Source organism: Amycolatopsis rhabdoformis (assembly GCF_035918295.1).
In the GTDB taxonomy this organism is placed as follows: Bacteria; Actinomycetota; Actinomycetes; order Mycobacteriales; family Pseudonocardiaceae; genus Amycolatopsis; species Amycolatopsis rhabdoformis.
The window spans coordinates 10,078,094-10,097,784 of record NZ_CP142149.1; the positions used below are offsets into that span (position 1 = coordinate 10,078,094).

General features: G+C 70.2%; 20 protein-coding genes. 17 read left to right on the forward strand and 3 right to left on the reverse strand.

What is annotated here, in order from left to right:
• Positions 1 to 601 precede the first annotated feature (601 nt).
• Positions 602 to 2,725: a HelD family protein gene (locus VSH64_RS46905; RefSeq protein WP_326569195.1), complete on the reverse strand. Its 2,124-nt coding sequence runs from the start codon at positions 2,723 to 2,725 to the stop codon at positions 602 to 604.
• 121 nt (positions 2,726 to 2,846) lie between these two features.
• Between VSH64_RS46905 and rsmD the strand changes: the two genes are divergently transcribed.
• The 11 genes from rsmD to VSH64_RS46960 all read left to right on the forward strand — a co-directional run bounded on the left by rsmD (position 2,847) and on the right by VSH64_RS46960 (position 11,944).
• Positions 2,847 to 3,413, forward strand: coding sequence for a 16S rRNA (guanine(966)-N(2))-methyltransferase RsmD (gene rsmD, locus VSH64_RS46910; protein WP_326569196.1), 567 nt, complete (start codon positions 2,847 to 2,849; stop codon positions 3,411 to 3,413).
• Between the two features lie 52 nt (positions 3,414 to 3,465).
• Positions 3,466 to 3,948 carry a pantetheine-phosphate adenylyltransferase gene (coaD, locus tag VSH64_RS46915; RefSeq protein ID WP_326569197.1) on the forward strand — a complete coding sequence of 161 codons (483 nt, stop codon included), beginning with the start codon at positions 3,466 to 3,468 and terminating at the stop codon, positions 3,946 to 3,948.
• 1,312 nt (positions 3,949 to 5,260) lie between these two features.
• Positions 5,261 to 5,974 (forward strand): ribonuclease domain-containing protein, encoded by a 714-nt coding sequence (locus tag VSH64_RS46920; protein ID WP_326569198.1) that lies wholly within the window; start codon positions 5,261 to 5,263, stop codon positions 5,972 to 5,974.
• 169 nt (positions 5,975 to 6,143) lie between these two features.
• Positions 6,144 to 6,875 carry a DivIVA domain-containing protein gene (locus VSH64_RS46925; protein ID WP_326569199.1) on the forward strand — a complete coding sequence of 244 codons (732 nt, stop codon included), beginning with the start codon at positions 6,144 to 6,146 and terminating at the stop codon, positions 6,873 to 6,875.
• A 113-nt stretch (positions 6,876 to 6,988) separates the two neighbouring features.
• Positions 6,989 to 7,606, forward strand: a complete 618-nt coding sequence (locus VSH64_RS46930; RefSeq protein WP_326569200.1) for a YceD family protein — start codon at positions 6,989 to 6,991, stop codon at positions 7,604 to 7,606.
• Between the two features lie 77 nt (positions 7,607 to 7,683).
• Positions 7,684 to 7,866 carry a 50S ribosomal protein L32 gene (gene rpmF / locus VSH64_RS46935; RefSeq protein WP_220237671.1) on the forward strand — a complete coding sequence of 61 codons (183 nt, stop codon included), beginning with the start codon at positions 7,684 to 7,686 and terminating at the stop codon, positions 7,864 to 7,866.
• Between the two features lie 14 nt (positions 7,867 to 7,880).
• Positions 7,881 to 8,663: a ribonuclease III gene (rnc, locus tag VSH64_RS46940; protein ID WP_326569201.1), complete on the forward strand. Its 783-nt coding sequence runs from the start codon at positions 7,881 to 7,883 to the stop codon at positions 8,661 to 8,663.
• A gap of 186 nt (positions 8,664 to 8,849) precedes the next feature.
• Positions 8,850 to 9,713 carry a bifunctional DNA-formamidopyrimidine glycosylase/DNA-(apurinic or apyrimidinic site) lyase gene (mutM, locus tag VSH64_RS46945; RefSeq protein WP_326569202.1) on the forward strand — a complete coding sequence of 288 codons (864 nt, stop codon included), beginning with the start codon at positions 8,850 to 8,852 and terminating at the stop codon, positions 9,711 to 9,713.
• Between the two features lie 51 nt (positions 9,714 to 9,764).
• A complete protein-coding gene (locus VSH64_RS46950) occupies positions 9,765 to 10,196 on the forward strand; it encodes an XRE family transcriptional regulator (protein WP_326569203.1) in 432 nt (143 codons plus the stop codon).
• A gap of 3 nt (positions 10,197 to 10,199) precedes the next feature.
• Positions 10,200 to 10,751, forward strand: a complete 552-nt coding sequence (locus VSH64_RS46955) for a hypothetical protein (protein WP_326838222.1) — start codon at positions 10,200 to 10,202, stop codon at positions 10,749 to 10,751.
• Positions 10,748 to 11,944, forward strand: coding sequence for an MAB_1171c family putative transporter (locus VSH64_RS46960; RefSeq protein WP_326569204.1), 1,197 nt, complete (start codon positions 10,748 to 10,750; stop codon positions 11,942 to 11,944). The genes VSH64_RS46955 and VSH64_RS46960 overlap by 4 nt, the downstream gene beginning before the upstream one ends.
• Here the strand turns inward: VSH64_RS46960 and VSH64_RS46965 are convergent, their stop codons facing one another.
• Positions 11,945 to 12,550: a TetR/AcrR family transcriptional regulator gene (locus VSH64_RS46965; RefSeq protein ID WP_326569205.1), complete on the reverse strand. Its 606-nt coding sequence runs from the start codon at positions 12,548 to 12,550 to the stop codon at positions 11,945 to 11,947.
• An 88-nt stretch (positions 12,551 to 12,638) separates the two neighbouring features.
• Between VSH64_RS46965 and VSH64_RS46970 the strand changes: the two genes are divergently transcribed.
• The 3 genes from VSH64_RS46970 to VSH64_RS46980 all read left to right on the forward strand — a co-directional run bounded on the left by VSH64_RS46970 (position 12,639) and on the right by VSH64_RS46980 (position 15,204).
• A complete protein-coding gene (locus tag VSH64_RS46970; protein ID WP_326569206.1) occupies positions 12,639 to 13,484 on the forward strand; it encodes an alpha/beta fold hydrolase in 846 nt (281 codons plus the stop codon).
• Positions 13,485 to 13,612: 128 nt separating this feature from the next.
• Positions 13,613 to 13,936: a PadR family transcriptional regulator gene (locus VSH64_RS46975; protein ID WP_326569207.1), complete on the forward strand. Its 324-nt coding sequence runs from the start codon at positions 13,613 to 13,615 to the stop codon at positions 13,934 to 13,936.
• Positions 13,933 to 15,204 carry a DUF1700 domain-containing protein gene (locus VSH64_RS46980; RefSeq protein ID WP_326569208.1) on the forward strand — a complete coding sequence of 424 codons (1,272 nt, stop codon included), beginning with the start codon at positions 13,933 to 13,935 and terminating at the stop codon, positions 15,202 to 15,204. Before VSH64_RS46975 ends, VSH64_RS46980 begins: the two co-directional genes overlap by 4 nt.
• Positions 15,205 to 15,482: 278 nt before the next feature.
• Here the strand turns inward: VSH64_RS46980 and VSH64_RS46985 are convergent, their stop codons facing one another.
• Entirely contained in the window at positions 15,483 to 16,004 is a 522-nt protein-coding gene (locus VSH64_RS46985) for a general stress protein (protein WP_326569209.1), read from the reverse strand.
• 213 nt (positions 16,005 to 16,217) lie between these two features.
• Between VSH64_RS46985 and VSH64_RS46990 the strand changes: the two genes are divergently transcribed.
• The 3 genes from VSH64_RS46990 to VSH64_RS47000 are packed head-to-tail and all read left to right on the forward strand — an operon-like array spanning position 16,218 to position 19,685.
• Positions 16,218 to 17,585, forward strand: a complete 1,368-nt coding sequence (locus tag VSH64_RS46990; RefSeq protein WP_326569210.1) for a glutamine synthetase family protein — start codon at positions 16,218 to 16,220, stop codon at positions 17,583 to 17,585.
• The gene (locus VSH64_RS46995) at positions 17,566 to 18,321 is read left to right on the forward strand and encodes a gamma-glutamyl-gamma-aminobutyrate hydrolase family protein (RefSeq protein WP_326569211.1); all 756 of its coding nucleotides are present in this window, start codon (positions 17,566 to 17,568) and stop codon (positions 18,319 to 18,321) included. Before VSH64_RS46990 ends, VSH64_RS46995 begins: the two co-directional genes overlap by 20 nt.
• Positions 18,318 to 19,685 carry an aldehyde dehydrogenase family protein gene (locus VSH64_RS47000; RefSeq protein ID WP_326569212.1) on the forward strand — a complete coding sequence of 456 codons (1,368 nt, stop codon included), beginning with the start codon at positions 18,318 to 18,320 and terminating at the stop codon, positions 19,683 to 19,685. The genes VSH64_RS46995 and VSH64_RS47000 overlap by 4 nt, the downstream gene beginning before the upstream one ends.
• The last annotated feature ends 6 nt before the right edge of the window (positions 19,686 to 19,691 follow it).

The following is a 19,691-nucleotide window of genomic DNA, read 5'->3' on the forward strand; positions in this document are numbered from 1 at the left end:
TGGAGGCTCGGGACCTGGGGTTCGCCGGGGAGCGGCGAATCGGGGAGCGGCGAATCCGGGAGCGGCGAATCCGGGAGCGGCGTGGTGGTTGGGAGCCGGCCGGGCGCTGCGGAGGTTCGGAGCGAGAGGGTGTGGCGCTGCCGGAACAGGGAGCTGGGATTCGCCGCTGGGCGGCGACTCGCGGCTCGGGCCGGCGATCGGGTCGGTTTGGTGCCGCGCAGGTCTCGAGGGGGACGCCCTCGGCGCTGCTGGAAGCTCAGGCGCTGGGTTCGCCAGAGAGCGGCGAAATCCGGCGCTGGTCGGCTCGGCGCTGTGGAGGCTACAGGGAGAGAGTGCGCAGCAGGGAAAGAAGAGGACCGGGAGCTGGGGTTCGCCGGAAAATGGCGAATCTGGGGCGGGTTGGGTGACCGGGAGCCGGCTGGGCGCTGTTGAGGTTTCTGGGTGGGCGGGTGCAGCGGTGCCGGAACAGGCCCAGGAGCCGGGGTTCGCCGGAAAATGGCGAATCCGGAAACGGTGAGCGCGGGACCCGCAGCCCGCCATCGCAGCGCCTGGCCGCAGTGCTGCGCCGTCGCCGTTGGGAGGCGACGGCGCGGAGCGAGGCTCAGGCCGGCGGTAGCCAGTCCGGGTTCGAGGCCAGCACGATGAGGTGCTGGGTGGCCCGGGTGAGAGCGACGTAGAGGACCCGGCGGCCCGTGGAGGATTCCGTGACGAGGTCCATGGGTTCGACGAGCACGACGGCGTCGTATTCGAGGCCCTTGGAGTCGAGGCTGCCGACGACCTTGAGGCGTTCGTCGGTGACGTCGGTGAGCCAGGTGCCGACCTCGGGGACGCGGTCCATGGCCGTGATGACGCCGACGGTGCCTTCCACGGCGCCGAGGAGTTCTTTGACCGCGGCTTGCGTGGCGCCGGCCAGGGCGTCGGGTTCGACGGGGCGGACTTCGGGTTCGATGCCGGTGGTGCGGACGGCCCGGGGGAGCTCGTCGGCTTGGGCGTGGCCGGTGACGACCTTCGCGGCGAGGTCGAAGATCTCCGCGGAGTTGCGGTAGTTGGTGCGCAGCGTGAAGCGGCGGCGGGTCGTCTTCACGCCGAAGGCCTGGTCGCGCGCGGCGGCGGCCTCGTCGGGGTCGGGCCAGGAGCTCTGCACCGGGTCGCCGACGACGGTCCAGCTCGCGTACTTGCCGCGGCGCCCGACCATGCGCCACTGCATGGGGGAGAGGTCCTGGGACTCGTCGACGACGACGTGGGAGTACTCGTCGTAGTGCTCGGGGCGGTGGGTGCCGCCGCCGGAGCTGCCGCGTTCGGGCTCGGCCTCGAGGACGGTCTGGCGACGGCGGCGTTTGGGTTCGGGGCCGACGAGCACGCGCAGCTCGTCGAGCAGCGCGACGTCGGCCACGGACCAGCCGCGCGAACGGTCGGCGAAATCGGCGGCGAGCACGGTGATCTCGTGGCGGTTGAGCACGCCCTTCGACGCCGCGGCGAGGCGCTTCTCGTCGCCGAGCCACTTGAGGATCTGCGCCGGGTACAGCACGGGCCACCACTCCACGAGGAAGCGGTGGAACTCGATGCGCTCGCCGAGCTCGGTGATCAGCTCGGGGCGGTCGAACGGCTTGCCGTCGGCCTTCGCGTACTCCTCGGCCTTGTCCGCGAGCGCGCCGAGCAGCAGCTCGGCCGTGCGCACGCGCGCGCGGTTCGGCGGCGCGCCCTGCGTGTGGGCCTTGCGGCGCACCTTCTCCAGCTCGCGCGCCGTGAGTTTGAGCACTTCGCCGCGGTAGACGATGCGCATTTCCTGCGGAGCTTCGGGCGGGGTGTCGCGCAGCGCGCGCAGCAGTACCTTCCGCATCCGCAGCGAACCCTTGATCGCGGCCAGTTCCGAGCTGTCCTGGCGCGTGGCGGCGAGACCGTCGAGCACCTCGCCGAGCGCGCGCAGCTCCACGTTCGTCTCGCCCATCGACGGCAACACCCGCGAGATGTACGTGGTGAACACCCCGGACGGCCCGATCACCAGCACGCCGGCGCCACCCAGCTGACGGCGGTGGCGGTAGAGCAGGTACGCGGCGCGGTGGAGGGCGACGGCCGTCTTGCCGGTGCCCGGCCCGCCGGTGATCTCGGTGACGCCGCGCCAGGGCGCGCGGATCACCTCGTCCTGTTCCTTCTGGATCGTGGCGACGATGTCGCGCATCTTCTCGCCGCGCGAACGGCCGAGCGCGGCCATCAGCGCGCCCTCGCCGACCACCTGCATCTCCTCGGGCACGGCGTCGGGGATCAGCACGTCGTCGTCGACGTCGAGCACGGTCTGCCCGGAGCAGCGGATCACGCGGCGGCGCACCACGTCCATCGGCTCTTCCGCCGTGGCCTGGTAGAACGCGGCGGCGGCGGGCGCGCGCCAGTCGGTGACGAGGTTGTCGAACTCGTTGTCGCGGATGCCGAGGCGGCCCACGTAGATGTGCTCGCGGTCGAGGTGGTCGAGCCGGCCGAACACGAGGCCCTCGTACTCGGCGTCGAGCGTCTGCAGGGTCTGGTTGGCGTGGAAGACCATCATGTCGCGTTCGAACAGCATCGAGGCCTGTTCGAAAATTGCCTCGCGCTGTGCGCCTTGGCCCAGCTCGTAGCCCTTGGTGCGCATCGCCTCGGCCTGTACCCGCAGCTCGGCGAGCCGGGTGTAGACCCGATCCACGTGGGCCTGCTCGACGGCGATCTCCGCCCGTCTCACCCGGGGTTCCGACACGCAACGCTCCTAAACGACTCGATGCCTCACGAGGGCGAAGAACGACTGTACGCGCCCGCGCGCGCGAGGTTCAGCAAGTCCTGCCCAACGCCACACTCCGGCGTTCGGCGAAGATGGCGGGGTGACGAGGATCGTGGCGGGGAAGGCGGGCGGCCGGCGGCTCAAGGTACCGCCCCAAGGGACCCGTCCGACGTCCGAACGCGTGCGTGAAGCCTTGTTCAACGCGCTGGAAGTGGCCGGTGAGCTCGACGGCACCCGCGTGCTCGACCTCTACGCCGGCTCCGGCGCGCTCGGCCTCGAAGCCCTCTCGCGCGGCGCGGCCGACGCGTGGTTCGTGGAGGCCGACCGCCGCGCGGCCGACGTGCTGCGCGGCAACGTCGGCGCCCTGGGCCTGGGTGGAACGGTCCGCGCGGCGCCCGTCGAGGCCGTGGTCGGGGCGCCCGCGCCCGCCGAGTTCGACGTGGTCCTGGCCGACCCGCCCTACGCCGTGGACGCTGCCGCTTTGGGAGCCGTGCTGGCCGCGCTCGACGCGGGCGGCTGGCTGGCCGACGGTGCGTTGGTGGTAATCGAACGTGCGGCCCGGGACGGTGCGCCCGACTGGCCTGCCGGCTTCACTCCGACGAGGGACAAGAAGTACGGCGACACCGCCCTGCACTGGGCAGAGTACGCGCGACGATCACAGGTGTGACGCAACCGTCACGAGGTGCGCGCGCAGCGTCGCGGCTTGGTAGCGTCCGCCCATGCGGCGTGCGGTCTGTCCCGGTTCCTACGATCCGGCCACCAACGGACACCTCGACATCATCGAACGGGCCTCTTTCCTCTTCGACGAGGTCGTGGTCGCGGTGGGGGTGAACAAGAGCAAGAAAGGCCTCTTCAGCCTCGAGGAACGGCTGGAGATGCTGCGCGAGATCACCGCGAAGCTCCCGAACGTGCGCGTGGACTCGTGGCAGGGCCTGCTCGTGGACTACTGCCGTGAGAACGACATCGCGGCCGTCGCCAAGGGTCTGCGCTCGGTCAGCGACTTCGACTACGAGCTGCAGATGGCGCAGATGAACCGCGAGCTCACCGGGCTCGAGACGCTGCTGATGGCCAACAACCCGGCGTACGGCTTCGTGTCCAGCTCGCTGGTGAAGGAGGTCGCCGCGCTGGGTGGCGACGTCGAGCGGCTGGTGCCGCAGGTGGTGTTCGAGCGGTTGAAGAAGGTGTATCCGCACCAGGATTGAGTTCGGGTGCGGACACGGGGTGTTCGGGGTTGATCAGCTGGTGGTCGGTTCCGGACATGCGGTGGTCGCTGTCAGGTGCGGGTGCTGGAGTTCGAACAGTGGTTGCTCGGTTCTGAACCGGGGTTGCTCGGTTTCGACCAGGTTTGACCACGGGTGTGAGTCCTCGGACGGCGCTTGTGAGCGCTCGACCACGGGCCGGTGGAGTTCGAACATGGGGTGTTCGGACTTGATCATGATCGGTGAAGTTGCGGACAAGCGCGCTCGAGGTGGCCGGCTACGAACACGGGCTGCGAGATTCCGAACAACGACCGCGCATCCACGAACACCCGCTGCGCATCCGCGAACCGGGCCGTGCATCTGGGAACCGGGCTGCGCATCCGCGAACGAGGACTGCGAGTTACCGAACATCGGCTGCGGGGTTTCGAACAAGGACTGTGAGCGCCCGAACGGTGGCTGCGCGGTCATGAACACCGGGCGTGAGTTCCCGAACAGCGGCTGCCGGGTCATGAACAGCGGATGCGAGTTCCGAACGGTGGCTGTGGGGCCAGGAACAAGGGCTGTGAGCGTCCGAACAGCGGCTGCGCGGTCATGACCACAGGCCGCGAGTTCCCGAACAGCGGCGGCGGGGTCATGAACAGCGGATGCGAGATTCAGCGCGGTGGCCGTGGGGTTGTGAACAATGGGCGGTGCCTGCTCGAACCGCGGCTGCGCGGTCATCAACAAGGGCCGTGAGTGTTCGAACGGCGGCAGTGGGGCCATGAACACCGGCTGCGAGTTTCGGATCGGCGGCTGCGGGGTTATGAGCACGGGTTGCGAGTTCTCGGACGGCGGCTGCGCGCTCCGGAACGACTGCGAGTTCCGCAACGCGGCGGCTGGGGGCATGAACAAGGACTGTGAGCGCCCTAACAGCGGATGCGAGTTTCCGAACAGTGGCTGCGCCGTCAGGGGCGGCGGTCATGAGCATGGGCTGTGAGTGCTCGAACAGGGGCCGCGAGTTTCCCAACGGCGGCTGTGCGGTCATCAACAGCGGGCACGCGCAGCCGTCGTGAGCAGCGGGCGCGAACAGTCGTCGTGAACGGTCGTCTCGGGTGAAGGCGGCACAGCCCGAACCCGCTCAGGCGCGCACCCGAACAAGACTTGTCCCTTTGCGAACAACATCCGTTCCGTCCCCAACAAACCCCGAGCCGTTTCGCACCTCCACCGAGCACATTCGCCCGAACGGGTTGCGACCATCGTCGGGACTTCGGTCGACGCGCGAAGCTGTTCACTTGGCGGCAGCCTGGCGACCACCCCATCGGGTTACGGTCCGAAAATGGCCAACCACCGTTCGCGCTTAGCGACCGTCCTGTTCGCCCTGCTGGTCGGTTTCCTCGGGTTCGGCACCGCCGCGGTCGCGGCGCCCGTCAGCCCGGCGGCGCCGGCGTCCGTGTTGCAGAACTCCTGCGGCAACCTGTCGGGCTTTTCGCACACGTCGCTGTCTTCGCTGCCCGCGGAGGCGACGACGACCTACAACCTGATCAAGAAGGGTGGGCCCTTCCCGTACCCGAAGAACGACGGCGTCGTCTTCGACAATCGCGAAGGCATTCTGCCGTCGTGTGCTTCGAGCTACTACCACGAGTACACCGTGCCCACGCCGGGCGCGAGCAACCGCGGCACGCGCCGGATCATCACCGGCCAGGGCGGCGAGTTCTTCTACACCGGTGACCACTACGAGACCTTCAAGGTCATCGACGTGAACGGTGGCGGCGGCGGCAACACCGGCTCCTGCGGCAACCTCTCGGGCCTGGCGAAGATCGGCTACTCCACCCTGTCCTCGGCCGCGAAGTCGGTCGTGAACCAGGTGCGCAGCGGTGCGAGCGGCCAGACCTACGAGAACCGCGAGGGCGTGCTGCCGGCCTGTGCGGCGGGCTACTACCAGCTGTTCCCGGTGGGCACGAACGACCGCGTGATCACGGGCAAGGGTGGCGAGCTGGCCTACACGCCGGACCGTTACGCCACGTTCAAGGCGATCGACCTCAACTCCTGACCGACCCACGCACCCGTGCCGCCCCACCTCGCGAAGGGTGGGGCGGCACGCTGCGTCATGAGCCGTTCGCAAGAGGACACGCCCAGTCCGGCGCGCGTTCACCGGTTCAGGCTGAGGAGCGGGCAGACTGATCGGTAGCGAACGGGGATTACTGCTTGAGGGAGTGGCCGTGTACCGGGTTTTCGAGGCACTCGACGAGCTCGTCACGATCGTCGAAGAGGCCCGTGGGGTGCCCATGACGTCCAGCTGCGTCGTGCCGCGCGGTGACGTCCTCGAGCTGCTCGACGACGTCCGCGACGCGCTGCCCGGCGAGGTCGACGACGCCCAGGACGTGCTCGACAAGCGCGACGACCTGCTGCACGCCGCCCGCAAGGAAGCCGGCGAGACGGTGGCCGGCGCCAACGAAGAGGCCGAGCGCACGGTGTCCGACGCCGCGTCGGAGGCCGAGCGGATCCTCGCCGACGCGCGCGCCCGCGCCGAGCAGATGATGGGTGACGCCCACAACGAGGCCGAGCGCATGGTGGCCGCCGGGCAGGCCGAGTACCAGAACCTCACCGACCGGTCCCGCGCCGAGTCCGAGCGCATGATCCAGGCCGGCCGCGACGCCTACGAGCGCGCCATCGAGGACGCCCGCGCCGAGCAGACCCGGCTCGTGTCGCAGACCGAGGTGGTCCAGGCCGCGCACGCCGAATCGGCCCGCATCGTGGACGAGGCCCACGCCGAGGCCGACCGCCAGCGCGCCGACTGCGACGCGTACGTGGACGGCAAGCTCGCCGAGTTCTCCGAGCTGCTGGCGACGACGCTGCGCACCGTCGACTCGGGCCGCAACCACCTCCGTTCGCCGGTGAACCTCGGCGGCAGCGGCGGCGGACGGCCGACGCTGTACGACTACCAGGTCTGACCTGGCGATTCCTTCGCCCGACGGCGGTGGCGGCCCCCGGGAACGCCGCCGCCGGAAGTGACGCTCGGCACCAGCGCGAAACCAGTGGCGCACCCTGCGTACCCTGGTGAGCGATGTCAGAGAACCCCGCCCAGAACGCCCGCCCCGCGCAGCTCGACGACAAGAGCCCGTGGGTCGTCGACACCCGTGAGCTCGGCCGCCACGCCGGCCTGAGCCGTGAGGTGCGCCGCAGCGTGCCGCTCGAGGCCGCCCTCGGCGTGCCCGACGTGATCTCCCTCGAAGCCGGCTCCACGCTCGAGCTCGACCTGCTCCTCGAATCCGTGGTCGAGGGCGTGCTGGTCAGCGGCACGGCCAGCGCCACCGCCACCGGCACGTGCTCGCGCTGCCTCGACCCCCTCACCGAGGAGGTGGAGGTCGACCTCACCGAGCTGTTCGCCTACCCCGGCTCCGCCACGGAGGAGACCACCGACGAGGACGAGATCCCCCGGTTGATCGACGACCGGATCGACCTCGAACCGATCGTCCGCGACGCCGTGGTCCTGGCACTTCCCCTCGTGCCGCTGTGCGAGGAAGACTGCGCCGGACTCTGCACCGAATGCGGCGTCAAGTGGGCCGATCTCGAGCCCGGACACGGGCATGAGAAGATAGACCCTCGGTGGGCCGCGCTGGTCGAGCGATTCGACGAGAACGCGGGCGAAAAGCCTGCGCACGGCTCCGGAGAGCAAGCCTGACGAGCGTCCAGCTCGATCCAGGAGATAAGTCAGTTCGGCTCGTGAACGCGGGCAGACAGGTGTAAGGAGATCTACTCGTGGCCGTCCCGAAGCGGAAGATGTCGCGATCCAACACGCGCGCGCGCCGCAGCCAGTGGAAGGCGGCTCCGGTTCAGCTGGTGCCCTGCTCCAACCGCGCCTGCCGCCAGCCGAAGCTCCAGCACATCGCGTGCCCGACGTGCGGCCAGCACAACGGCCGCCAGGTCGTCGAGCCCGCCTGATCGGGCAGCCGACCATGGGGGGTAAGTCCGCCGGGGGACCCGCGGCCGATCCCACAACACTGCTCGAGGCGCTCGGGGTCGAATTCGACCCCGAGCTCCTTCGGCTTTCGCTGACCCACCGCTCGTACGCGTACGAGAACGGTGGGCTCCCGCCCAATGAGCGGCTGGAGTTCCTCGGCGACGCGGTGCTCGGCCTGGTCGTCACGGACCACCTGTACACCACACACCCCGACCTGCCCGAAGGTCAGCTCGCGAAGCTGCGCGCCAGCGTCGTCAACATGCACGCGCTGGCCGGCGTCGCACGAGGGCTGGGCGAAGGCGGCCTCGGGGCACACCTGTTGCTGGGCAAGGGCGAAGAGCTCACCGGCGGCCGGGACAAGGCGAGCATCCTCGCCGACGGTCTCGAAGCCGTGATCGGTGCCACGTACCTGGCCCACGGCATCGAGGTCGCGCGCAAGCTCGTGCACCACCTCTTCGACGGCCTGCTGGCCGAGGCGCCCCTGCGCGGGGCCGGCCTCGACTGGAAGACCAGCCTGCAGGAGCTCACGGCTTCCTCCGGTCTCGGCGTGCCCGAGTACCGCGTGGAGGACACCGGTCCGGACCACCGCAAGGAGTTCACCGCCACGGTGCTCGTCGCGGGCCGTGCGCTGGGCACCGGTGCCGGCACCACGAAGAAGGAAGCCGAGCAGAAGGCCGCCGAAACGGCGTGGCGTTCGCTGTCCGAAGAGCTCGGCGACGGGTCCGACGGCTCGGCGAAAGCCGGCGACACGGCCGGGGATTCCGCTTCCGGGAAGTAGTTTCCGGGGTTTCGGGAGCTGACCGGCCCCCGGGTGGCGAGTTCGACCTCAGTGGTTCCGTCGTGTCCGAGTGCTGAATTCGTCGACCCCCGAACCGTGGGTCGGCTTCGGGAGAACACGACCCAGACCGAAGGCCGACGCCCCACCCGGCCGGAATTGTCGTACCGGGCGGGCAGAATGGACGTCATGCCCGAACTTCCCGAGGTCGAGGTCGTGCGTGCCGGCCTTGCGGCCCACGTGGCCGGCCGCACCGTGAGCAAAGTCGAGGTCCTGCACCCGCGCGCGATCCGCCGCCACGCGCTCGGCGCCGAGGACTTCACCGGTCGCCTCGCCGGAGTCGTGATCGAAGCCGCACGCCGACGCGGCAAGTACCTGTGGCTGGAGCTGTCGCACGGTGAGGCGGTGCTCGCGCACCTCGGCATGAGCGGTCAGATGCTGGTCGAGGACGAGGGCGCGCCCGACGAGAAACACCTGCGCGTGCGGGTGCGGTTCGACGACGACGGGCCCGAGCTGCGGTTCGTGGACCAGCGCACGTTCGGTGGCCTGGCGCTCGACGACCTCGCCGAGGTCGAGGGCGACCTGCTGCCCGCCACCATCGCGCACATCGCGCGGGACCCGATGGACGCGAAGTTCGACCCCGCCGCCGCGGTGAAGGCGTTGCGGTCGCGGCGCACCGAGGTGAAGCGGGCGCTGCTGGACCAGACCCTGGTGTCCGGCGTCGGCAACATCTACGCCGACGAAGCCTTGTGGCGCACCAAATTGCACGGCACGCGCCCCACCGACAAGCTCACGAACGCGCAGGGGAGCGCGTTGCTCGTCGCCGCCCAGGAAGTGATGGGGGAGGCGCTCGCGGTGGGCGGTACGTCGTTCGATGCCTTGTACGTCAACGTGAACGGGCAATCCGGGTACTTTTCGCGTTCGCTCGACGCGTACGGCCAGGAAGGGCTACCGTGCCGCCGGTGCGGAACGGCGATCCGGCGGGAACCGTTCATGAACCGCTCGTCCTACTCCTGCCCGAAGTGCCAGCCGCGGCCCCGCAGCTTGCGTTGATGCGCCTGCTGCGGCGATCAACTAGGATGAACGCGGCGGAAGAGGAGCAGCATGACGGAGCCGGACAGATCGTCGCTGGCCGACAAGATCGACCAGCTTTTCCACGTCGTGCGCCGGCCCGACCGCGAGCAGTACAGCCACGAGGACGTGGCCCGCGCGTGCCGCGAGGCCACCGGCGAAAGCTTCTCCACCACTTACCTCTGGCAACTGCGCACCGGGCGTCGTGACAACCCCACGAAGCGTCACCTCGAGGCGCTCGCGCAGTTTTTCGGCGTTCCTCCGGCATACTTCTTCGACGACGAACAGAGCGTGAAGATCGCCGAAGAGCTGGCGCTGCTGGGTGCCCTGCGGGACGCCGGGGTGCGTGACGTGGCCCTTCGCGCGATCACGCTCTCGGCCGACGGGCTCGACACGATCAGCGACATGATCGACGCGATCGCCCGGAGGGAGGCCGCGCGCAGCGGCGTGAAAAAGGAGGACTGAGTGGTGGCGGACCGGCAGCGCGAGCTCTGGCGACGGTGCCGTCGCCTGGCCGAGGCGCCGGCGCTGCCCGAGCCCTTCGACGCCGACGAGTTCGTGGCCGGCATCGCCGCCGGCCGCGGCCGGCCCATCGAGCTGATGCCGGTGAACGCGCCGTCCGAAGGGCCGTGCGGCCTGCTGATGAGCACGGCGCGAGCCGACTACATCCTGTACCCCACCAACACCACGGCCCTGCACCGCCGCCACATCCTGCTGCACGAGGTGGGTCACCTGCTGTGCGGTCACGTCGGCTCCGACGCCGGCGCCGAGGGCGCGGCCATCGACACGGCCGTGAGCCGCGCGTTGATGCCGAACCTCTCGCCCGAGCTGGTGCGCCGGGTGCTGGGCCGCACCACGTATTCGGCGGTGGAGGAGCAGGAGGCCGAGCTCGTGGCGTCGCTGCTCGCGCAGCGCGTGGCGAAAGTGCAGGCGCCGCGGCCCTCGGCGGACAGCGGCGACAGCGGCATGGCCCGCATGGACGACATGTTCGGCGGCCGCTCGCGCCGCCGGAACCCGTGATCGAAACGCTGGCGTACCTGGCCTGTGTGCTCGGGTTCGCCGGCTTCGGCGGGAAGCTCCTGGAAGCGGGCCGGGACCAGCCCGCGCGCACGCTGTGGTTCCTCGCCGGCTTCGGCATCTGCATCGCGCTCGGCATCTCCGACGGCATGCCGGCGATGGACGCGCTCGCCGGCCACCAGACCTGGTACGCCGAGTACGCGCCGCTGGCCGGCGACCTCGCCAAGTTCGGCGCGATCGGGTTCACGGTCGCGTTCACGCGCTCGATGCGCTTCGGCGCCGACGCGCGGCTCGGCTGGCACGCGGTGCTGTCGTGGGCGGTGATCGCCGTCGAGATCGTGCTGTTCACGCTGGCGGGGCCGGATCGCGCGGGGGACGAGACGGTGGTCGCCGCTGATCGGCGACCGTTCCTGGTCGCGTATGAGCTGGTGTTCGTCGTGTACGGCGTGCTCAGCCTCGTGCTGGTCGCCGTGTTCTTCGCGCGCTTCGCAGCGCGCGCCCGCGCGGGCTCGCTGCGCACCGGGTTGTGGCTGATCTTCGCCGGCGCGGTGGCCGGTGTGGCGTGGACGCTGTGGGACCTCGACGACGTCGCCTCGCTCATCGCGACCGGCGGCGTCGAGGCGACGGAGGACCTGCCGGCCGTGGTGCTCGGGGCCGCGTGTGTGGTGCTCGCGGTGGCGGGGTCGACGTTGTCGGTGTGGGGGCCGTCGCTGGCCGCACCGTGGCGGTGGCTGCGCGCGTTCCGCGACTACCGCCGCATCGAGCCACTGTGGACGGTGCTGCGCGACGCCGTGCCCGGCATCGCCCTGGATCCGGCGCGGGGGCTGGGGCGCGGCGCCGAGTTCGCGCTCTACCGGCGCGTGATCGAGATCTGCGACGGGCACCTGGCGCTGCGGCCGTACTTCGACCCGGACCTGCCGGCGCAGGTGGTGGATCGCGCCCGGCGCGAAGGTGTGCCGACGCGGTGGGTCGCCGCGACCGTCGATGCCGCCACGCTCGCCGCGGCCCTCGTCGCGCGCGAAGCCGGCCACCGGTTCCAGCCCGACGACGCCGACGAGCCCGTCGGCCGGTCGGTGGCCGCCGACGTGAGCGCCGAAGCCGCGTGGCTCGTCGAGGTCACCCGCGCGTGGCGGCGCTCGGCGCTGGTCGCCGACGTGCGTGGCGAAACCCGGCGTGAGCTGGGCGTTTCGGTCTGATCAGCGGCGCGTCGCCGGTGGCTCGGGGGTCATCGGCGCGAGCGCGGCGTCGATCGCCGCGACGAAACGGCCCGGATCGGGGTCGGCTTTCACCAGCACTTGCAGCCCTTCCAGCAGCATCGTGAGCAGGGCCGCGGACGCCGGCAGGTCGAGGCCGGGCGCGAGCTCGCCCTGGCGATCCGCGGCGTGCAAGCCTTGCAGGAAGCCGTCTTCGACCACCGCGAGGATCTCGCGCACGCTCGACGCGACCTCGTCGTCGCGCGGGAGAAGCTCGCCGGCGGTGTTGGCGATCAGGCAGCCGCGCGGCGAGTCCTGTTCCACGGCCAGCTCGATCCACCCGAGCAGCACCGCGCGGATCCGCGGCAGCACCGGACCTCCGGCCACCAGTCCTGGAGCGAGGCCGCGGGCCCGCGTGTCGCGGTAGTGGGCGAGGGCCTTCATGAACAGCGCGTGTTTGTCGCCGAACGTGCGGTACAGCGAGCCCGGGTGCACGCCGAGCTCGGCGGTGAGGTCGGCGACCGAGGTCGTTTCGTAGCCGCGCGTCCAGAACAGTTCCATGGCGCGGTCGACGACCTCGTGCTCGTCGAAGGTGCGGGGGCGGGCCATTCGGGCAGCCTAGCCGTAATTGAACGGGCATTCTCAAACCAGGTAGCCTCCCGTTTGAGAATGATCATTCAACATCGAGGTGGGGTTCATGGTGATCGACGGTTTCGAGAGCGGGTTCGCCGACGTCAACGGCATCCGGCTGCACTACGTCGCCGGCGGTGCGGGCGAGCCGCTGGTGCTGCTGCCGGGGTGGCCGCGGACCTGGTACCAGTTCCGCGAGGTGCTGCCGCTGCTGGCGCGCCGCTACCGCGTGATCGCCGTGGATCTGCGCGGGATGGGGGAGTCGGACAAGCCGTCGGGTGGCTACGACAAGAAGACGATGGCGCGAGACGTCTTCGAACTGGTGCGGTCCCTGGGGTACGACGAGGTGTTCGTCGCCGGCGAGGACATCGGGTCGATGGTGGCCTACAGCTTCGCCGCGAACCATCCGGAGGCGACGCGGAAGGTCGCGCTCTGGGAGGTCGGACATCCCGCCGAGGCGTTCTACGACCTGCGGATGCTCCCGCAGGACGGTCGGCCCGACGCGCCCTGGTGGTTCGCGTTCAACCAGCTCGACGGGTTGCCCGAGCGGCTTCTCGAAGGACGGTTCCGCGTGCTCGTCGACTGGTTGATCGAGTACCAGGCGACCGCTCCCGAGGCCATCGGCGAAGAAGCCCGCGCGCACTACGCCGCCGCGTACGACACGCCCGAGGCGATCCGCGCGTCGAACGGCTGGTACCAGGCGTTCGGGCAGGACATCGCCGACGCACGGGGTTATCCGGTGCTGGAGATGCCGGTGCTCGGGCTCGGCGGCATCTACTACCCGTTCGTGCCTGCGCTCCTGGAGGGCAAGGCGGCTGACGTGCGGTTCGTGGAGTTCGCGGGCGCCGGGCACTACCTCGCCGAAGAGCGCCCGGGTGACCTCGTCCGGGAGCTCGTGGCGTTCTTCGGCTGATCTTCCGGACGCGGCGCCGGACGTGCTCGTCACGTCCGGCGCCGCGCCGCTTGGACCGAATGGCCGTCCGCCGTGCACACTACTGCGTAATGCGTGGTACCGTTCTAAACGCAAGACTGGAGGGTGCCGTGGAGATCAGTCAGTTGCTCAAGGGAGTGCTGGACCTGGCGGTGCTGGCCGTGCTGCGCGAGGACGACGGGTACGGCTACGACGTGCTCCGAAGACTTCGCGTCGCCGGCCTGGAGGAAGTGGGGGACGCTTCCGTCTACGGCACGTTGCGCCGGCTGTACAAGGCCGGGCTGCTGACGTCGTACGTCGTGCCGAGCGAAGAAGGGCCGCACCGCAAGTACTACAGCCTGAACGAGCCGGGTCGAGCGCGGCTTCAGGAGTCGGGGAAGACGTGGTCGAGCTTCGCGTCGACCATGAACGGTCTACTGGGAGAAGCAGCATGAGTACGGAGAAGCCCACCGCGGTGCGGGTGTACCTGGCAAGGGTCCGCACCGCGCTCGCCGATCTGCCGGCGGGGGAGATCGAAGAGATCCTGGAGGACGTCCGGCCGCACCTGGCCGAGATGGAGACCGAGCTGGGGGCCGACGCGCGCGTCGAGCAGCTCATCGAACGGCTCGGGTCGCCGGAGAGCTACGCGGCCGAGCTGCGGACGTCCGGTGGTTATCCGCCGGCGCCCGCGAACGCCGAAGCGGCCACGACCGTGCTCGCACCGCCGAAGGAACCACGGCTGTTCGCCCCGCGGTTCGCCTTGTGGGGCTTGGTGTTCTGCGCCTTGGGGCTCGGGCTGTTCGCGTTCGCGGCGGCGGTGAGCCTCGACCCGGACCGGCTGCTGGGCCTGCTGCTGCTGGCACCGGTTTTCGCGCTGAGCCTGATTTTCCTCTTCAACGCCGGGGTTTCGGCCGTGCTGGAGCTGCCCGAGGTGGTGCGGACGCGCGAGTCGGTGCGGTCGTGGCGCGAGAAGCGCGAGGGGGACAAGGCGATCGGGTACCTGCGTTCGCTGAAGCCGGCGTGGTGGGTGGCGTGCGCGCTGGCGCTGGTCGCGTTCGGGCTGCTGCTGATGGTGCGGCACTCGTACGCGGTGCTGCTGCTGCCGTTCCTCGTCGCGGCCGCCGCGGCCGTGGTCTGGGCCGGCCCGAAGGTGGCCGGCGACCGGCGTCTGCTGTGGATCGCGGTGCCGGTGTCGGCGTTCGTGATCGGCGGGGCGTTCGGTGGCTTCGGCGCGACGATCGACCTGATCACGCACCGCACGTACTACCCGGACACCACGTCGTACTCCTCGCCGTCCACGGACAACTACGGCAACCAGCAGCTGCGCTACGGCGATCAAGACGTGGACAACGTGTACGCCTTCGACGCTTCCGGCAAGCCGCTCACCGACGTGTACCTCTACGACGACCAGGGCCGCCCGCTCACCGTGACCCGCTACGGCTGCGAGGCCGACACCGGCACGCGCTCCAAGATCGGCGCGGACAACCGCTTCCCGCGGCCGCAGCTCGTGCAGGGCGTGCAGGACGCGAACGGGAACCGGGACGGGTACAACGGCTACCTCGGGTACTGCCACGAGGCCACCGGCGTGCCGTTCGCCGCGGCGATCCCCAAGCCGCCGGTGAGTTCCGCGCCGTCGAGCGCTTCGAGTGCGCCCGGTAAGCCGAGTTCTTCGGCACCGGCGAAGCCGACTTCGCCGACCAGTCCTGCTCCGCCTACCAGGTAGAGCGTGCGAGGGGCCGGGGGAGCAGAGGTCGGGGCTGCTCCCCCGGTTCCGTCTTGTGGGTGACCTGCGCGAGAAGCACTCGAGTGGCGCCGCCAATGCAGGAGTCAGACGGACATGGCGCCGGCCTGACTCGACCACACCGCGAGAGCTTGAAGGCGATCTCGCACGCGTCGGCGGAGCCGACGCCATGTCACAGATTCAGGCGCCCGGGTTCAAGACCCAAAAAAACTCGGGCGCCCGGGTTCAAGACCCAGGCGCCCGAGCTTCGGGCAATTACGTTAGTGGCCGAAGGCCGAGCGCGCGGCCAGGTCCGCGAGGAGCGCGCGGCCCTTTTCGGCGTTGCGGGGCTGCGACAGGACGTCGTAGCGCTGGGCGACGAGCTGGCTCTGCGAGACGAAGCCGCGCTTGTTGCGGTTCGCTGCGTAGCCCAGGGCGCCGAACAGCAGGTTGAAGGCGATGCCTGCGACGAGGCCGATGACGATGGACAGCAGACCCGCGGCCGGGTTGAGCAGGCTCAGCACCAGCCCCAGGAACAGACCGAACACCGCGCCCGACATGGCGGCGCTGCTGAGGACCTTGCTCCAGCTCATGCGGCCCGCGACGCGCTCGACGAGCATCGGCTGGATGCCGACGATGGTGACGTCGCCGATGGGGAAGTCGGTGCCCGCGAGGTGGTCGACCGCCTTCTGTGCCTGCTCGTAGGACTCGTAGGAGCCGATCGGCCAGCCCGTGGGCATGGTCGGGAACTGCGGCCGCGCCTGCGGTTGGCCGATCGTGGACTGCGTGAATGCTTCTGTCATCCCTCTCACCTCTCTTGTCCCGTCCAACGCCCGGGGCACCGAGTTTGGTCCCGGACCCCCACGATTCACAGATTCTTCTCAGCCGGGCAAGCCGGACATACGCGACCCTTACGCAATGGGCCAAGTAAATACCTTTGGCCGGATTGACCCCGCGACCAGCGGCCGGTAGGAAGAACCCGCAAAGGATCCCACCCAAACCTTTGGGACGGTGCGATGGCTGGCAGGCGAGGGTTGCTCACGCTCGACGCGCTCCGGGAGCAGGTGGCGGCGGGCTCGATCGACACGGTGCTGGTCGCGATCACCGACATGCAGGGCCGCCTCCAGGGCAAACGCTGCTCGGCCGAGTACTTCCTCGAGGAGGTCGTCGGCCACGCCACCGAGGCGTGCAACTACCTGCTCGCCGTGGACGTCGACATGAACACCGTGGACGGTTACGCGATCTCGAGCTGGGACGCGGGCTACGGCGACTTCGTGCTGCGCCCCGACTTCTCGACGCTTCGCCGCGTCCCGTGGCAGGAGGGCACCGCGCTGGTGCTCGCCGACGTCGAGCGCGTGGACGGTGGCGGGCCCGTCGCGGTGTCGCCGCGGCAGGTGCTGCGCCGGCAGCTCGACCGGCTGGCCGAGGCGAACCTGCAGGCCTTCGTGGGCACCGAACTCGAGTTCATCGTGTTCGACGACAGCTACGAAGCCGCCTGGGACAAGCGCTACCACGGCCTCAAGCCCGCCAACCAGTACAACGTGGACTACTCGATGCTCGGCACCGCGCGCGTCGAGCCGCTGCTGCGCCGCATCCGCAACGAGATGGCCGGCGCCGGGCTGTACCCGGAGTCGGCCAAGGGCGAGTGCAACCCCGGCCAGCAGGAGATCGCCTTCCGCTTCGCCGAGGCGCTGACCACGTGCGACAACCACAGCGTCTACAAGAACGGCGCCAAGGAGATCGCCGCGCAGGAGGGCAAGAGCCTCACGTTCATGGCGAAGTACAACGAACGCGAGGGCAACTCCTGCCACATCCACCTCAGCCTGCGCGGCACCGACGGCCAGGCCGTGCTGCCGGGCGACGGCGAGCATGGCTTCTCGAAGCTGATGCAGCACTTCCTCGCCGGACAGCTGGCCGCGCTGCGCGAGCTGACCTACTTCTTCGCGCCGAACATCAACTCCTACAAGCGGTTCGTGCGCGGCAGCTTCGCGCCGACGGCCGTCGCCTGGGGCACCGACAACCGCACGTGCGCGCTGCGCGTGGTGGGCCACGGCGATTCGCTGCGGTTCGAGAACCGCGTGCCGGGCGGGGACGTGAACCCCTACCTCGCCGTGGCCGCGCTGATCGCCGGCGGCCTGCACGGCGTGGAGCACGAGCTGCCGCTGGAACCCGAGTTCACGGGCAACGCGTACGCCTCCGACAAGCCCACCGTGCCGACCACGCTCGGTGAGGCCGCGGACGTGCTGGCGGGCAGCCGCATCGCGCGCGAGGCGTTCGGCGACGATGTGGTGGACCACTACCTCAACGCCGCCCGGATCGAACGGGAGGCGTTCGAGAAGGCCGTGACCGATTGGGAGCTCGTCCGTGGCTTCGAACGCCTCTGAGTACCTACCTCGAAAACCTGTCATCGGCCTGACCACCTACGTCGAGCAGGCCAAGTTCCTCGCCTGGGACACCGAAGCCACGCTGCTGCACCGCGTGTACGCCGACTGCGTGCTCGCCGCCGGCGGGATCCCGGTGCTGCTGCCGCCGCTCACCGACGCGTACGAAACGCTCGTGGACCGCATCGACGGGCTCGTGCTCACCGGCGGCGCCGACGTCGAACCGCATCGCTACGGCGCCGAACCGCACCCGGCCACCTACGTGCGCCCGGACCGTGACGCGTTCGAGTTCGGCCTGTTCGCGGCGGCCCGTGCGGCCGGCAAACCCGTGCTCGGCGTGTGCCGCGGCCTGCAGGTGATCAGCGTGGCGCTGGGCGGCACGCTCGCGCAGCACCTGCCCGAAACCCTCGGCGACACCGCGCACCAGCCCGCGCCCGCGACGTTCGGCACCAGCAGCATCACCCTCGTCGACGGCACGCGCGCCGCCGCGCTGCTCGGCCCGGAGGCGAAGGGCCACTGCTACCACCACCAGGCGATCGACCGGCTCGGCGAAGGGTTGGTCGCGTCCGGGCACGCGGCCGACGGCACCGTCGAGGCGGCCGAGGTGCCCGGCGCCGAGTTCGTGCTCGGTGTGCAGTGGCATCCCGAGCAGGACACCGAGGACGTCCGCCTGTTCCGGGCCCTCGTCGAAGCGGCCCTGGCCGAAGCAACCGGCCCAGCAACCAAGGAGTGCCAGTGACCAGCACGTTCGACGTGATCAACCCCGCCACCGAGGAGGTGGTGCGGTCGGTCGCGCTGACGAGCGCCGAAGAGACCGACGCGGCGATCACCCGCGCGCACGCCGCGTTCGGGAAGTGGCGCGCCGTCGCCCCGGGCGACCGCGCGCGGCTGCTTCGCCGCTTCGCCGACGCCGTGGAGGCGGACCTCGAGCACCTCGCGCGCCTCGAGGTGACCAACTCCGGCCACACCATCGGCAACGCGCGCTGGGAAGCGGGCAACGTCCGCGACGTCCTCAACTACTACTCCGCCGCGCCCGAACGCCTGATCGGGCAGCAGATCCCGGTGCCGGGCGGGGTGAACGTGACCTTCCACGAACCGCTCGGCGTGGTGGGCGTGATCGTGCCGTGGAACTTCCCGATGCCGATCGCGGGCTGGGGTTTCGCGCCGGCGCTGGCGGCCGGCAACACCGTGGTGCTCAAGCCCGCCGAGCTCACGCCGCTCACCGCGATCCGCCTCGGCGAGCTGGCGCGTGAGGCCGGGATCCCGGAGGACGTGTTCCAGGTCCTGCCGGGCAAGGGTTCGGTGGTGGGGCAGCGGTTCGTGGACCACGCGCTGGTGCGCAAGGTGGTGTTCACCGGCTCCACCGAGGTCGGCAGGCAGATCATGGCCGGCTGCGCGGCACAGGTGAAGCGCGTGACGCTGGAACTCGGCGGCAAGAACGCCAACATCGTGTTCGCCGACGCCGACCTCGAGAAGGCGGCGGCCACGGCACCTTACGGCGTGTTCGACAACGCCGGCCAGGACTGCTGCGCGCGCTCGCTGATCCTGGTGCAGCGCAGCGTCCACGAGCGGTTCATGGCGCTGCTTGAGCCGGCCGTGCAGGGTGTGGTCGTGGGTGATCCCGGTGCGGAGAAGACGGAGATGGGTCCGCTGATCTCGGCGGCGCACCACGCGAAGGTGTCCTCGTACGTCACCGACACTTCGCCCGTCGCCTTCCGCGGCAGCGCGCCCGAGGGGCCCGGCTTCTGGTTCGCGCCCACCGTCGTCACGCCGGCCGGCCTGGCCGACCCGCTGGCCGCCGACGAGATCTTCGGCCCGGTCGTGGCCGTGGTGCCGTTCGACGACGAGGCCGACGCCGTCCGCCTGGCCAACCACACCGACTACGGCCTGTCCGGGTCGATCTGGACCCGCGACGTCGGCCGGGCCTTCCGCGTGGCGCGTGGCGTGGAGGCCGGCAACCTTTCGGTGAACTCGCACTCGTCGGTGCGGTACTGGACGCCGTTCGGCGGGTTCAAGCAGTCGGGCCTCGGCCGCGAGCTGGGCCCCGACGCACCGGCGGCCTTCACCGAGACCAAGAACGTTTTCCTGAGCACGGAGGATTGAGCAGAG